At 70.6% G+C, this 14,982-nt stretch carries 10 protein-coding genes; 1 reads left to right on the top strand and 9 read right to left on the bottom strand.

Annotation, left to right across the window (positions count from 1 at the left end):
- Window positions 1-20: 20 nt before the first annotated feature.
- The 5 genes from LJ657_RS28680 to LJ657_RS28700 form a co-directional block, all read right to left on the bottom strand.
- Complete coding sequence (locus LJ657_RS28680; RefSeq protein WP_232651720.1) at window positions 21-3,881, bottom strand: lipopolysaccharide biosynthesis protein; 3,861 nt, start codon at window positions 3,879-3,881, stop codon at window positions 21-23.
- On the bottom strand, window positions 3,874-4,674 hold the full coding sequence (locus LJ657_RS28685; protein WP_232651721.1) for a polysaccharide deacetylase family protein: 801 nt from the start codon (window positions 4,672-4,674) through the stop codon (window positions 3,874-3,876). The genes LJ657_RS28680 and LJ657_RS28685 overlap by 8 nt, the downstream gene beginning before the upstream one ends.
- Window positions 4,667-5,668, bottom strand: coding sequence for a glycosyltransferase family 2 protein (locus LJ657_RS28690; protein WP_232651722.1), 1,002 nt, complete (start codon window positions 5,666-5,668; stop codon window positions 4,667-4,669). Before LJ657_RS28690 ends, LJ657_RS28685 begins: the two co-directional genes overlap by 8 nt.
- Complete coding sequence (locus tag LJ657_RS28695) at window positions 5,665-6,486, bottom strand: glycosyltransferase family 2 protein (RefSeq protein WP_232651723.1); 822 nt, start codon at window positions 6,484-6,486, stop codon at window positions 5,665-5,667. The genes LJ657_RS28690 and LJ657_RS28695 overlap by 4 nt, the downstream gene beginning before the upstream one ends.
- A 345-nt stretch (window positions 6,487-6,831) precedes the next feature.
- Entirely contained in the window at window positions 6,832-7,395 is a 564-nt protein-coding gene (locus tag LJ657_RS28700) for a hypothetical protein (RefSeq protein ID WP_232651831.1), read from the bottom strand.
- A gap of 56 nt (window positions 7,396-7,451) precedes the next feature.
- Here LJ657_RS28700 and LJ657_RS28705 point away from each other — a divergent pair, with 56 nt between their 5' ends.
- On the top strand, window positions 7,452-8,258 hold the full coding sequence (locus LJ657_RS28705; protein WP_232651724.1) for an SGNH/GDSL hydrolase family protein: 807 nt from the start codon (window positions 7,452-7,454) through the stop codon (window positions 8,256-8,258).
- Here LJ657_RS28705 and LJ657_RS28710 read toward each other — a convergent pair whose 3' ends face one another.
- The 4 genes from LJ657_RS28710 to LJ657_RS28725 form a co-directional block, all read right to left on the bottom strand.
- On the bottom strand, window positions 8,259-9,884 hold the full coding sequence (locus tag LJ657_RS28710) for a serine/threonine-protein kinase (RefSeq protein ID WP_232651725.1): 1,626 nt from the start codon (window positions 9,882-9,884) through the stop codon (window positions 8,259-8,261).
- A 63-nt stretch (window positions 9,885-9,947) separates the two neighbouring features.
- Window positions 9,948-11,636 carry an urease accessory protein UreH domain-containing protein gene (locus LJ657_RS28715; RefSeq protein ID WP_232651726.1) on the bottom strand — a complete coding sequence of 563 codons (1,689 nt, stop codon included), beginning with the start codon at window positions 11,634-11,636 and terminating at the stop codon, window positions 9,948-9,950.
- Window positions 11,633-13,159, bottom strand: coding sequence for a tetratricopeptide repeat protein (locus LJ657_RS28720; protein WP_232651727.1), 1,527 nt, complete (start codon window positions 13,157-13,159; stop codon window positions 11,633-11,635). Before LJ657_RS28720 ends, LJ657_RS28715 begins: the two co-directional genes overlap by 4 nt.
- Window positions 13,160-13,329: 170 nt before the next feature.
- On the bottom strand, window positions 13,330-14,862 hold the full coding sequence (locus LJ657_RS28725; protein ID WP_232651728.1) for a DUF4331 domain-containing protein: 1,533 nt from the start codon (window positions 14,860-14,862) through the stop codon (window positions 13,330-13,332).
- Between the last annotated feature and the right edge of the window lie 120 nt (window positions 14,863-14,982).

Below are 14,982 nucleotides of genomic sequence, written 5' to 3' on the forward strand. Positions count from 1 at the left end.
CCACCTCACGACACGCGCTCTCACTTCATCGTCACGAACCGCTGCACCAGCGAGGCCAGCAGCACGGCCAGCAGCGGCAGCGAGAACCAGAAGCTGCTCTGCAGCCACCGCAGCTGCCGCACGCCCGGCCGCACCGCGACCCGCACCACCTCGCGCGCCGTCAGCATCAGGATCAGCGCGAGAGCCGCCAGGGCGCCCACGACCGACCAGGGCGTCCAGGTGATCTGCGGTCCGATCGGGCCCGGGGCCGGCTGCGGCACCTTGCCCTCGGGCTGCTTCCGGAGGGCGTAGACGGTGGCGTCGTCGTTGACGTAGACCTTCTTCAGCTCCGGCCGCTGGTCCAGGTTCTGGATGAGCCGGGGCTCCCAGGTGCCCGAATAGCCCACGTCCATCTGGAGATAGGTCGTCTGGCCCGCGTTGACCATCAGATACGAGTTCGGTCCCGCGTCCTTGAGCGCCTTGACCAGCCCCGACACGAGTACCGGATCGGCCGGTGCCAGCGTGGGCACGTAGTTGACCCGCTCCATGTCCTCAGCGCCCCACGGCATCGCCGGCGTCACGTCGTTGACCGTGTCGTTGCTCAGCCACAGCAGGCGGACGGTCGGCTTGTCGTGGGCGTACACGTAGTCCATGGCCGCGACCTCGCCCGGCCGGACCCGCTCGAAGGGCTCGTTGCCCCAACGGGCCACCAGGAAGCCGCCCATCAGGACCAGGCCCGCCATCAGCGCGGCCAGCGGCGCGAGGGAGACGCGGTCCTTGTCGCGTTCCTCGGCGGTCACTCCGGTGCGCGGGAACAGGGCGAGGCCGGCCAGCAGGGCCGCACCCGGCACCGCGAACATGAAGACACGCAGGGCCATCTCGCCGCCGTACGACTGCATGCCGAAGCCCAGGAACGGGACGAACGTCAGCACCAGCAGCGAGCGTTCCCGGTACTTGTGGTCGCGCCGCCGCCACCAGCCCCAGCAGGCGAACGCCATCACGCCGCCGGCCAGCAGCACGCGCGCGTACAGCACGAGCTTGTGGGTCGAGTCGCCGCCCTGGATGCGGCCGGAGACCGAGGTGGAGACATTGCTGCTGACGCCGCCGACCCCGCCGAACAGCTCGTTGAAGTGCCCGGACCAGTACGGCTCGGCCATGAAGCCGATCCACACCGCCACCACCACGGCGAACAGGATGGGCAGCCCGCGCAGTTCGGACCGGCCGACCAGGACGAGCACCGCGAGCACGCCCAGCATCACGAACGGGGTGAGCTGGTGGGCGGGCACGCTCGCCATGAACAGGCCGATCAGCACACCGAGCAGGACGGCCTTCTGGCGCCGGTTCGCCGGCTCGACCTCCGCCTCACCCGGCCGCCTCTTCGTCCAGATCACCCGCGGCTCGCGGAACCAGACCAGCAGGATGGCGACGAAGGCGAGGTAGAGGAGATAGGTGAAGCCCTGCGGGGAGAAGTAGTCCTGGCCCACCCAGCTGCAGAGGACGAAGACCCAGATGCCGGTCCACTTGGCCCGCCAGCTCGCCCGCAGGGAGCGTACGAGCAGGAACATCGGGGCCAGATAGAGGAGCTGGATGGTCAGCGGCCACCAGCGGATGACGTCGGTGAGGTCGGTGACTCCGCATGCCTTCGTGACGAACGCGGCCACCGCGAAGAAGCCCGGCCAGCTCCAGCGCGCGTCCAGGTCCGGTACGGCGGACCCGGTGCGGTCGATGTAGTCGAGGAACCCGAGGTGCTGCCAGGCCGTCGGGAACCGCGGCTCGGTCTCGATCACCGCGGGCAGCGCGTGCAGCGACACCACGGTCGCCAGCAGCGTGACGAGCAGCAGCGCCTTGTGCTCCCGGCCCAGCCAGAGCAGCGAGGCGAACACCGAGACCAGCAACACCGCCCCGACCAGCGTCGGCAGTGGCAGCACCGAGATCAGGCCGAGCCCGCCCATCCGGTCTAGGTCGGCCTCGCCCAGGCGCAGCGCGGGCACCCAGTAGAGCAGCAGCGCGGCCACCAGCAGACAGCCGAGGACGACTCCGGGACGGGTGGGCCGCAGCCGCTCGCGCCAGGACAGCGGCGGCGCCGACTCGGGCCCGTGGGCGGGTGCCTCTTCCGGTACGAGCGACGCCTGCGCCTCCTGTACGACCTTCCCGCCCGCGTCGAAGCCTCTCGCGAAGCCCCTCTCGAAGCCCGTGTCGAAGCCGGGCTCGAACTCGGTCTCGAACGGGGCGTCCACCTCCGTCTCGGCCGGTCCCAGAGAGGCCTCCGAGCCAGGCTCGCGCTCCTCCACGGGCAGACCGACCTCCGGGTTCTTCGCCCAGGTCGGCCGGTGGTCGGCGGGCACCACGGACGTGCCGGTGGGTGGGGTGCCGGGCCCCGGGCGGACGTCGGGGCGGCGCTCCTGGTGGTCGAAGTCGACGTGGATGCCGAGCGCGAGGGTGTCGCTGTCCAGCGCCCACGCCGGGCCCCGCCTGCGGAGCTGGTCCGGGACGGCGACCTCGCGCGCCCCCAGGTCGGCGAGGTCCCCGTCGGGCGCCGTCTCCTCGGGGACGGCGTCGGCCGGTGCGGCCCGGACGGTCCGGTACAGCTTGGGCGCGGCGATGGTGACGATCACCGCGAGCGAGGAGATCTCGGCGACGCCCGCGCCGGTCAGCCCCATGCGGGGGAGCAGCAGCAGCGTCAGACCGAGCACCAGGACGCACAACAGGCCCTGCAGCCAGGCCAGTCCCGCGGTGCGGCTCTGCGCGCGCAGCACGGCGAAGTAGGTCTCCATGACGACCCTGAGCAGCGCGCCGACCGCGAACCAGCGCAGCAGCGGCGTCGCCGCGTCCGCGTAGCCCGCGCCGAAGACGCCCAGGATCCACGGCGCGCCGATGAACAGCAGCCCGCAGATCGGCAGCATGATCCGCGCCATCCGCCTGAGCGCCGCCCGGGTGTTGGAGGCCAGCCGGGCCGGGTCGTGCGAGCCCTCGACGGTCAGTGAGGCGCCCATGTTGATGGCGAGCAGGTTGACCGTGCCGCCGATCGTCGTGGTGATGTAGAAGTACGCGTTGTCCTCGGAGCTGACCTGCGAGGCGATGATCACCGGGATCAGATAGACCACGGCGAGCGAGAACAGCGAGCCGGTGTAGTCGCCGGCCAGGAACCTGCCGATCTCCTTCAGCGTCGGCGGCTTCGCGTGGTCGGCCGTGGCCTCGATGTGCCGGGGGACCAGCCGCCGGAACACCAGCAGGCCGAGCGGCACCACGGAGGTGGCGATCGCCAGCACCCACGAGACGAACACGCCGGTCGTCGGCATGCTGGCGGCGAGACCGACCAGCAGCGCCAGCTTCACCGCTGAGAACACCGTGTTGCCGACCGGCACCCACGGCGCACTCCGCAGCCCGGTCAGCACCCCGTCCTGCAGCGTCAGCAGGTTCCAGGAGGCCACGGCCATGATGAAGCCGAGGCCCTTGATCGGCCCGTGCAGGAAGCTGTACGACGGCCCCCAGCTGCTGAGGGTCAGCAGGAAGATCCCCGCGGCGAACGACACCACCACACAACTCGCCGCGTACGTACGGAAGATGAGCCGGCCGGTGGCGCGACCGGCGACCGGGATGAAGCGGGCCAGGGCGCCGGTCAGGGTCACCGCCGTCAGCCCGGCCAGCAGTTTCATCGCGGCGATCGCGGCCGAACCCTGGCCCACCGCGGACTCGGAGTAGTAGCGGGCGGCGATCAGCCAGTACCCCAGGCCCAGCACCGCGGAGATGCCGGTGTTGAGCATCAGGGCGTAGGCGTTGCGGAACAGCGGGCTGCCGCCCTCGGACCTGCCCAGCCCGGGCAGCCGAAGACGGCGCCCCGGCTGCTCGGGCGCCTCGGTCGCGGCCTGCTCGGCCTCGGTCGTTGTGGTCGTGTCAGACACGGGAACGGATGGCCTTCCGGCGGACCTGTCGTGCTCTGCGGAGCAGGGCGTACCCCTTGGTGAGGGCACGGTCCCTGGCGAAGGTGCGGGCGATCGCGCGGCCCTCGACCAGCCGCTCGAACTCCTCGATGCCCGTGCTGCGGCGCACGGTCACACGCTGCAGGGCGTACGGCCCCTGCCGGCGGCGCGCGAGGCTGTTGCCGACGGCGAGCGCCTGGGCGTACCCCGTCTCCCGGACCGCCTCGCGCACCCGGCGGCTGGAGTAGCCGTAGGGGTAGGCGAAGGAGGCCGGGACGGCGCCCAGTTCGTCGGCGACGATCTCCCTGCAGTGGATCAGCTCGTGCCGCAGCGAGTCGTCGTCGAGCCGGTCCAGTTGCGGGTGGGTGTGGCTGTGCCCGCCGATCTCGACGTCCGCGGCGGCCAGTTCGCGCACCTGCTCCCAGTCCAGCATCGTGTCGAGACCGCCCCCGGTGTCGTACGCGCCCCTGATCCAGCCGGTGGAGACGAACAGCGTGGACGCGAAGCCGTGCTTGGCGAGCACCGGGAGGGCGTGCCGGTGCACGCCTTCGTAGCCGTCGTCGAAGGTGATCAGGACCGGACGCGGCGGCAGCGAGCGGCCCGACCGCCAACTCGCCGCCAGTTCAGCCGTGTTGACCGGGGTGAGTCCCAGGTCGCCGATCACCGCCATCTGCTCGGCGAACGCCTCGGGCGCGACCGACAGTGCGCGCGTGGCGTCGTTCGGCGCGGTCGCGACCGAGTGGTACATGAGAACCGGCACGGGTTCATCAGCCATGAGATCCCCCCTGACCTCCATCACCGATCTGCACGACGGAGAACGTGGCACCGCCCTTGCGGGCGCGGACGCTCCCCACGACGTACCCACCGGCCGCCGTCAGCACCCCGGCGACGATCGCGCCCGCCCGCCCCGCACCGCCCGGCCGGGCCAGCACCGCGTCCCGCAGACCCCGCACCACACCGGCGGGCAGCACCCGGGTGGTGTACCGGCGCTCGGACTCAAGTCCCCTGTCCGCACCCACACTTCGCGCCACCAGCGCCTTGGACAGGCCCTCGGCGTAGGCGCGCGTGCGGAAGTACCCGAAGTGCTCACGCGCCTCGGGCACCCGGTGGTGGATCACCGCACGGTCGTCGATCAGCAGGATCGCGTCCGGTCTGACGCGGGTCAGACGGATGCACAGCTCCGTCTCCTCGCAGCCCAGCGGGCGCTTGTCGCCGTCCCGCCCGATGCCGGTGGCGAAGCCCCCCGCGTCGTCGAACGCCGTACGACGGAACGAGGCGTTGCCGCCCAGGACGTTGCGCACCCGGACCAGGCCCGGCGGCAGCCCCTTGTACGTGCAGCCCACCACCCAGTCGAACTCCTCCGGGAACCAGGCCGGACGGCGGCCCGAGGCCCAGATCGGCATCGTACGGCCGCCGACGGCCATCACCCGCGGATCCGCGTACCCCTCGGCGAAACGGCGCAGCCACTCCCGCTCGGCCACGGCGTCGTCGTCGAGGAACGCGATCACCTCGCCCCGCGCGGCCGCGATGCCGGTGTTGCGGCCGGCGGACAGACCGCGGGGGCCCGCGTTGGCGAACACGCGGACCTCGTCGACTTCCTTGTACTCCTTGGCCAGTCGGTCCAGCAGCGCCGGATTGTGGTCGACGACCAGCAGGGTCTCCAGCGCGCGGCGGGACTGCGCCCGCACCGAGGAGACCGCCGCGAGGATGTCCTCCCAGCGGTCCTCGGTGTAGACGCAGATCACGACGGAGATGTCGAGATCGCTCAAGACACCTCTCCCCGCACCGAGTCGAGCATCGGAGAGTGGTGTTCCTGGCTGCGCAGTTCGCGCCGGTTCGACCGCTCCTTGAGGATCACCTTGAGCACCCGGAACCCGTCCCGCACGGCCCGCAGATTGCTCGCGCCGTGGATGCGGAGGTACTCGTGACTCGGTATCTCCTGCACCTTGAGCCCCGCCTTGACCACCCGGATGTTGATCAGGGTCTCGATCTCGAAGCCGGTGCAGTCCAGGGAGATCTTGTCCAGGCAGTGCCGCCAGAACGCGTTGTAGCCGTAGCACAGGTCGGTGTAGCGGGCGCCGAACTTGCGGTTGACGATGGTGCACAGCGCCCAGTTGCCGAGCTTGCGGATGAACGTCATGTCGTCGGTGCCGCCGCCGTTGGCGAAGCGGGAACCCTTGGCGAAGTCCGCGCCCGAGACCAGGGCGGAGACGTACGACACGATCTCGTTGCCGTCGGCCGAGCCGTCCGCGTCGACCATCACGATGATGTCGCCGGTGCACGCCTCGAACCCGGTGATCAGGGCATCCCCCTTGCCTTTGCCCTGCTGCTCGACGACCTTGACGTTCGGCCACAGGCCGCGGGCCACTTCGACGGTGTCGTCCGTGGAATTGCCGTCCACCAGAACGACTTCGTGTATCCAGTCCGGAAGTGTCTTGAACACGTACGGGAGATTCTCCGCCTCGTTCATGGCGGGAATCACCACACTCACCGGCGGCGCGATGGCCAGGTGAGAGGAGATCGGCCGGTATTGGCCGGCAAGTGACGGGCCTTGGCCCGTGGCCGCCGGCCGCAGAACAGAACTCATGAGTCTGGTCCCTCTCGTCCGGTGGACCGCCCGCCCCTGGGCGGCCCGGTTATGTGTCCGGTTCGAAAGGGGGGTTTCACGCCTGTGGCATGACGAATGGGATCTCCGTGCACGCCGATGGCGAGCTGGCAAAGCTGCCGGTCTGCCGTGGAACGGCAGCCGGTCGCGCGGCACGACTCGGTCACAAGTGCGGTCACCGAGCACGGCACCCCCCTACCGCGCCCCACGCCGGGAACCATCGCGGTCCTGAGCCCTCCCCTGGGCCGCTCGATGATGGACCGATGCGGGTGAGATGTACGACGGTATTGACGATTGAACCTGTATGGCAAGGCCTGGAACGAGGCCTCACCTTTTTGTTGGTTTGACCGTTACACAACTTAGAAGTAGGAAAAAGCTGATCACGGTCACCGCGATGACTCCGCCGCGCACCGACCAGCGGTGAACGGCCAACATCCCTTGCGCCACCAGCATGTTGAGCACGATCGCGCCCGCGACCGCCGCGAGTGTCCGGCCGAAGGGCTCCAGCCCGCGCAGCGCGGCCCCGATGGCCGTCGCGGGCGCGGCGAGGAGGAAAAACAGGGTGAGCGGCCCGCGCAGGGGTGAGTCCGAGTCGGCCAGCGCCAGCAGCGCGCCGAATCCCCCCACGGCCGTCGCGGCGCCCGCGAGCAGTGGCGACAGGTCCCTCCCCGGTCCTGGTCGCGCCCGCTCGGTGCCGTCTGTCGAAGATCTGCCGTCTGTCGAGGTTCTCTTGACGGGCCTCTTGATGCGGATCGTCTGCATTGGCGACTTTGCCCCCCAGCGCGCCGGATGCCGGGCTTCAATGTCGCGCAGCGCACGGAGAGGCGTCAAGACGCGGAAGCGGCCCGCGCCCGTCAGAGGTTGAAAAGTCTTGACATGGACACTTCCCATCGACACGTGTAATTGGTACGACGGTTACGGCAGAGATCCTGCTAAAGGGAGGTTCCATGAGACGTTCCCGAATTGCCGTTTTCGTGAGCTCGATCCTCCTCGCCGCCGGCACGGCCCTCACCGGGGCCACGGCGGCGCAGGCGTCCCAACAGGCCGCAGCCACCGGCTATGTGGCCCTCGGCGACTCCTATTCCTCCGGGGTCGGGTCGGGCAGCTACATCAGCGCCAGCGGCGACTGCAAGCGCAGCACGAAGGCCTACCCCTACCTCTGGGCCGCCGCCCACTCACCCTCGACGTTCGACTTCACCGCCTGCTCGGGCGCCCGTACGGGTGATGTTCTGTCCGGACAACTGGGCCCGCTCAGCACCTCCACCGGCCTCGTGTCCATCAGCGTCGGGGGCAACGACGCGGGCTTCTCCGACGTCATGACGACGTGTGTGCTCCAGTCCGACAGCGCCTGTCTCTCCCGGATCGACACCGCGAAGGCGTACGTCGACTCGACGCTCCCCGGACAGCTGGACAACGTCTACTCGGCGATCACCGCCAAGGCCCCGAACGCCCACGTCGTCGTCCTCGGCTACCCCCGCTTCTACAAGCTCGGCACCACCTGCGTCGGCCTCTCCGAGACCAAGCGGAAGGCGATCAACGACGCGGCCGACCACCTGGACACCGCCACCGCCAAGGCCGCCGCCGACCACGGCTTCACCTTCGGTGACGTCCGCACCACCTTCACCGGCCACGAGATCTGCTCCGGCAGCTCCTGGCTGCACAGCGTCGAGTGGCTCAACATCGGCGAGTCGTACCACCCGACCGCGGCCGGCCAGCTGGGCGGCTATCTGCCCGTCCTGACCAGCGCGGCCTGATCACTGCGAGGGCGACGACGAAGTACTGGGGGAGGCCCCGCCCGTCGGGGTCTCCGCCACACAGGTCACCGAGAACGGAACCGAGTTGGACGTCGTCTGCTTCGGTGAGCGGACCTCGACACTGATCGAGTTCCGGAAGGTCCCCGTGTTGTTGTAGGTCGTCACGAACGCCCTGTCCTGCTTGGTCTTCGTGCCGCCCTCCGGGAAGGACAGGGTCTTCCATCCCGGATCCATGATCTGGCCGTCCTTCGACACCCACCGGTAGCTGACTTCGGCCGGCAGCCGCCCCACCGTGAAGGTCGCCGTGAACGCGGGCGCGTCGCTCCGGGGCGGCGGACAGGCGCCGGAGTAGTCCGTGTTGGAGCCGGACAGGGTGACGCTCACGGACTGGGGGGCCGCCGTGGAGGCGCTGCCGCTCGGACTGGGCGTCGGGCTCGCGCCTCCGCCCGGGTTGCTGTGCGTGGCGGTCGACGGAGTCCCCGTGTCCGACCGCGGGGTGTCGGCATTGTTGTTTCCTTTGCCGCCGTTGTCGCGGTTCAGCAGTGCGTACGTCAGCCCCGCGATGGCCAGGGCGAGGACGACCAGTCCCACGACCAGGACGACGGCTGCCCGGCGGTTGCGCTCCGGCGGCGGTGCGCCCGGAGCGGTCGTCGCCGGCCCCGCCTCGGGCTGCGTCCGTCCGGCCGGGTACGGCATCGGAGGCGTCGGCGTCTGAGGCTGCGGGAAGGCCGCGATCGTCGGGGCGTACGGCGACGCCTGCGCGCCGTACGCGTGAGGAGTGCCTCCCCCAGAGGGGGTACCCCCAGCTGCGATGATCCGCAGGTCCTGCTCGGCCCGGTCGGCAGGCAGCCGCTCGGCCGGGTCCTTGCGCAGCAGCCCCTCGATGACGGGGGTCAGCGGACCGGCCCGGTAGGGCGGCGGCAGCTCCTCGTCGACGATCGCGCGCAGGGTGCTGAGCGGGGTGTCCTGGCGGAACGGCGAGTTGCCCTCGACCGCCGCGTACAGCAGCACACCGAGCGACCACAGGTCGGACTCCGGGCCGGGCGTGCGGCCCAGCGCCCGCTCCGGCGCCAGGAACTCGGGCGAGCCGATCACCTCGCCGGTCATGGTCAGTGCCGAACTGCCCTCGACCTGCGCGATACCGAAGTCGGTCAGTACCACCCGGTCGTCGTTCGACAGCAGCACATTGGCCGGCTTCACATCCCGGTGCAGCACGCCGGCTTCGTGCGCCGCCCGCAGCGCGGAGAGCACCTCGGCACCGATGTGCGCGGCCCGCTGCGGCTCCACCGGGCCCTCGGCGTCCAGGAGTTCGGCAAGTGAGATACCGCGGACCAGTTCCATGACGATCCACGGCCGGCCGTCCTGGGTCGCCACGTCGTACACCGTGACGACGTTGCGGTTGGCGACCCGCGCGGCCGCCCACGCCTCGCGCTCCAGCCGGGCGTACAACCGCTCCACGTCCGCGGCCGCCAGCCCGGCGGGGGCACGCACCTCCTTGACGGCGACCTCGCGGTGCAGGACTTCGTCCCGGGCGCGCCACACGGTTCCCATGCCGCCCTCGCCGAGGGGTGACAGGAGACGGTAGCGGCCCGCGATCAGACGTTCACTGCCCGATTCTTCGGACACGGGCGTCCCCCATTCGCATCCGCGTGTTTTCTCCACTCCGTGCGTTTTCTCCCCCAACGTAGCTCAGCCGAGTGCGGATGCCGCCCCCTTGAGCACCAGTCCGATCCCGAGTGACACGACGAGGAACGCCGAGCCCAGAGGGGCGGTCCTGCGGATCAGGACCGCCATCGGGTGGGTGGTCCAGCGGGGGCGCCGGTCCAGCACACGGTTCATCCCGGTACCCAGCTTGACGACGGCGAACCCCGCCGCGGTGAGGGTGAGGGCGAGCCCGACGCCGTACGCGACGACGAGCAGCAGCCCGAACCAGGCCTGCCCGAGCGCCGACGCGCCCACGAGCACGACGACCGCGGAGGGACTGGGCACGAGGCCCCCGGCGAAGCCCAGCAGGATCGTGCCGCGGAGGGTGGGGGCGACGGAGTGGGTGTGGGTGAAGCCGCCGTGGGTGTGCTCGACGGTGTGCGGGTGAGGGTGGTCGGAGTGGTGGGTGTGGCTGTGGTCGTGATCGTGGCTGTGGGGGTGCTCGTGGTCGTGGTCGTGTGGGTGGCCGGGGGAGTGCGTGTGGGTGTGGGTTTCGGCAGTCGTCGTGGCGGGTTCGGCGTGGGCGGCGACCAGGACCAGGGCGCGTTCCCCGGGCTCGGCGGTGGTGTGCGGGTGCGTGTGCCCGCCGGGGCCGTGCGGGTGCGGATGGTCGTGGTCATGGGTGTGTCCGTGCCCGGGGCCGCGGTTGCGCCAGGCCCGGCGGACGAGTGTCGCGCCCGCGCAGGTCACCATGACGCCGCTCGCGATGCCCAGCCAGGCGATCACCGAGGGGGCCGCCGCCGAGCCGGCCGTGACCAGGAGGCCGAGGGCGACCACGCCCAGGGTGTGGGTGACCGTGACCGAGGCCGCCAGGGGCATGACGTCCTTGAGGCGGGCCCGGCCGCCGCGGGCGGCTGCCGTCGCGGCCATCAGGGTCTTGCCGTGGCCCGGGGCGAGCGCGTGCATGGCGCCCAGGACGACCGCGATCAGCAGCGAGAGCGCGGCGAAGCCGAAGGTGAGGTCGTGCCGGGCGACCAGGTTGTTCAGGGCCTGTGTCCAGCGGTCCGCGCCGCGCGGCAGCACGGAGGCGGCGGGCGCGTCCTGCCGCTCCTCGACCAGCGCCGGTCCGCCGGGGCGCACGCGCAGGGAGGCGGTCGAGGTGTCGGCGGGGGAGGAGAGCAACTCCTTGGGATAGCTGGTGAGTTCGTGGGAGACCGACGTCCTGGGTACGTCCGTCGCGGTGAGCGTCATACGGTCGCCGCGCGCGGTGATCTCCCGCCAGCCGGGCCCGGAGGTGGCGCCCTCGCTGTGGAAGCCGACGGCCACGGTCTCGCCCTCGGGGAGCGGCGCGGTCAGCCGGCACTCCACTCTGAGGGTGTTCAGCCCGGCCTGCCCGGGCCGCAGCTGCGCCCTGCTGCTGCCGACGGCCAGGGCGGCGGCCCGTCCGTCCACGGTCACCTTGCTGCCCTCGGCCGCCTTCGCGCACCGCTCCTTCGCCCACTCGGCCATGCCGAGCCGCTTGATGTCGGGCTTGGCCTGGGTGGCCGGGATCTCGGCAAGGTCCTCGACATGGTCGACGCGGAGCTTGCCCGGGGCGGCGACCAGGCCGTCGTAGCGGTTGACGGTGAAGTTGCCGAGGGGGTGCGCGCTCGCGCCGGTGGAAGGTACCAGCGCGAGCGCGCAGGCCGCCGTGAGGACGGCCCCGCTGGAGGCGAGCAATCGGCGAGGGGTCACTTCGCCGCCTCCAGGTCTTCGAGTGCCTTACGGGCCTGGCGGGCGCCCAGCGGTGAGAAGCCGGGGTTGAGTTTCAGCGCCGCCGTGAGGGAGTCACGGGCGTCCTTCGTGTGGCCGGTGGCGCGTTCGATCATGCCGCGGTGGTAGAGGAACGAGGCGTTGCGGTAACCGGTCGCGGTGGCCTGCTTCGCGTACGGGAGGGCCGCCGCGTCCTGGCCGTTGACGTGCAGGGCCCAGGCGAGGGCGTCCGCGGTGTGCACGGTGTGGCGGCGGGCCCACTCGGCGCGGGCGGCGCGCAGGGCCGCGGCCTTGTCGCCGTGGTCGGCCGCCGCGAGGGCGGTGTCGAGGTCGGCGTTGACGCCGTTGGCGCGGGCGAGCGCGATCCAGGCGTCGACCAGGGCGTACTGGTCGCGGGCCTTCTCCCGGTCGCCGTCGGCGCCTCGGTCCTCGTACATCTCGCCGAGTTCCACGAGGGGCTGGGGCAGCGGGTAGCGGGCGACGAGCTGCTCCATGTCCCTGAGCCCGGTCGCCTTGTCGCCGCTCGCGTACTCGGCGCGGGCGCGGCCCTCCAGCGCGGGCAGGTAGTTGTCGTCGGCGGCGAGGGCGCGGGCGTAGTAGCTGACCGCGGTCCTGTAGTCGCCCTGGTTCCAGGCGAGTTGGCCGATCTGGAAGGCGACGTAGGAGACGTCGCCCTTGGTGCTCGCGGTGCCGAGGGCCTGCTCCAGGACCCGGCGGGCCGTCTTCACGTCCCCGCGCAGCTCGTGCACGTACGCGTACCGGGTGAAGACGGGGATGCCCGGGCGCCGCGAGTCCGCGGTGTCGGCGGCCTTCGACGCGTCGGCGTAGCGGCCGAGTTCGACGAGTGCGTCGATGCGGGACGAGAGGGCGTTCTGGCTGTAGGGGTTCTCCTTCAGCACCTGGTCGGCGTAGTCCAGGGCGTCCTTGAAGTCGTGCCGGGCCGCGGCGAGGGCGGCCTGGCCGGTGATGGCCTGCTCGTTGCCGGGCTTCACGTCGAGGGAGCGCCTGAGGGCCTTGTCGGCCTGCGGATAACGGGAGGGGTCGCCCTTGGTGCGGGCCTGCTCGACATACGCCAGCCCAAGACTCGCCCAGCTCCCGAAATCCCTTGGCTGCGCCCTGAGATGGGCCTGCAGGGAGAGAATGCTCGCGTCGATGTTCCCGCTGTTCAGCAACGCCGGCGACAGCGCACTGGGCGCGTCGGAGACCGTCGTGGTGTTCCCGTCCCGGATGGCACCGTAAGCAATGGACCCACCGGTCAGCGCAACGGCCAACAGGGCTGCCAGCCCGGCCAGTTGCCCCACATGCCACCGACGCCCGACGGCAGCGACCCGACGGAAGGCGGCGACGCGTTCGTCGGCGGGGGCGGCTGTGCCGGACGCCGGTTCGTCAGCGCCCTGAAGGGGCGCGGGGAACGGCGTGACCAGCCCCGACGAGCCCGCGGACAAGTCCCGACCATCCGTGGCACTCTCTGTGAAGCCCTCGTTGTCATCAGTGTCCGGGGCCATGCCCTCTCCTAAAGTGCCGTGCAGAACAAGGAAGTTGCCGCCCGATGGCGGCGCGGCCCGCACCGTGGGGGATGACGTGCGGGCCGCGCCAGTCGGTGGACGGGCCGAAGCCCGCGGACCGGGCGGTGCCGCTCCGAAGAAGCCGCCCGGTCCGCCGGTCATGGTGCGGACTAGTACACGCGGCTCCGCATCCGACGCCACCACATGAGGCCCGCGCCGATCAGCGCGATACCGGCGGCTCCGCCACCGGCCGAGGCCGCGATCAGCGTGGTCTTGTCCATGCCGCCGGCCGACACGGGCTGCAGGGCGTCGCCGAGCTGGCTCTTGACGTCGCTGCCGCTGCTGACGCCCTTGGCGGTGGCACCGCGCGAACCGGACGTCGGGTTGGCCAGGTACGGGAAGTACTTGCCGAAGCCCTGGTCGTTCTTGTCGACCGCGTCGCCCAGGTCGTTCTTGGAGCCGACCAGTTCACCCTCCATGACCTGGAGCGCCTCGTCGATCACGTCGTCGGTGAGCCGGCGGCCGTTCGGGAAGCCCGCGTTGTCACCGTCGAGGACGCCCAGCCGCTTCGGGGAGGCGGCCGGCTTGATCGAGGTGTTCAGACGCAGTTCCTCGGCCGGGCGCACGTACGGCGGCTGGTTGAGGCCCTTGACGCCCTTCAGGAACACGTCGACGAGGTCGTTGCGCGGCTCCGACGGTGCCTTGATCTTGTAGATCGACTCGATGAGCTTCGGCAGCTCCGGGTTGGTCACGTTCTTCAGGAACTGCGCGTCGTACCGGGGCGAGGACGCGTTGAACTTGTCCTTGTCCTTCAGCGGGTTGACGACCTCGTTGACCAGCGGGTTGCCCAGGCGCGAGACCTGCTCGTAGTAGCCGCGGGCGTTCTTGCGCGCGACGGTCGACCAGACGCCGATGATCGGCTGCTTCCTCGACTCCGTGAGCATGTCCGTGGGCAGCTGCAGGGCGATCGAGTTGACGTTGTAGCCCTTGAGGGTGTCCCGGCCGACCTCGGAGAGGTTCCCGCCGTACAGCAGGTCGAAGACGCGCAGGTCGGCGAAGAACGGGTCGTCGGCCTGGCCGGCGAAGGTCTGGCCGCCGTTGGACAGCTTGTAGATCGCCTGGTCGCGCAGCTTGCCGTAGTCGGGCATCGACGCCTTGCCGACGTCCGACGGCGCCACCGGAATGTCGTCGGCGAGCCTGGTCTTCGAGAGGGCCCGCTGGCCCTTCAGCTTGATCAGGTCGATGTCGTACGTCTGCGTGATGTTCAGGTCCGGGTCGGTCAGGTTGCTGACCACGCCCGTGTTGTACAGGAACGACTTCTTGTTCCTCGTCTGCGTGCGGAACGTGTAGCGGAGCAGCAGGTCGTCCTGCGCGTCACCGTTGTTGTCTATATGGATGTCGTACTGGGCGTCGTCGCCGAACTGGTAGAAGTTCGGGCCGCCTGCCGGTTCCTCGAACGGGATGAAGTTCGCGATGACCGTCGTGGTGTCCGGCTTGTCCGGGCTGACGAACGCGTAGAGGTCCGTGTTGTCGTACTGGGGCTGCCCCGAGATCAGCGGGGCCTCCCGGTGACTGGAGGCGGAGGCCGCCCCCGGTGCCAGCGTGGCCACGCCGGCGGCCGCGAGCCCCCCGGCGGCCAGCGCCCCGGCTATCAGGGTCGCGATGCTCCCGCGTCCCGCACCGCTCCTGGAGATAGGTGTCATGCCGTCCGTCCTCAGTCCCAACTTGCCTGACGAACGCTGATTCGGAGCGGTCGGCAGGGTGGATTGGTCGAATCCCAAACGTTCTTACGGCGAACTTGGAATCTTGTTTCAGACGAACGT

The organism is Streptomyces guryensis, assembly GCF_021261325.1.
GTDB lineage: Bacteria > Actinomycetota > Actinomycetes > Streptomycetales > Streptomycetaceae > Streptomyces > Streptomyces guryensis.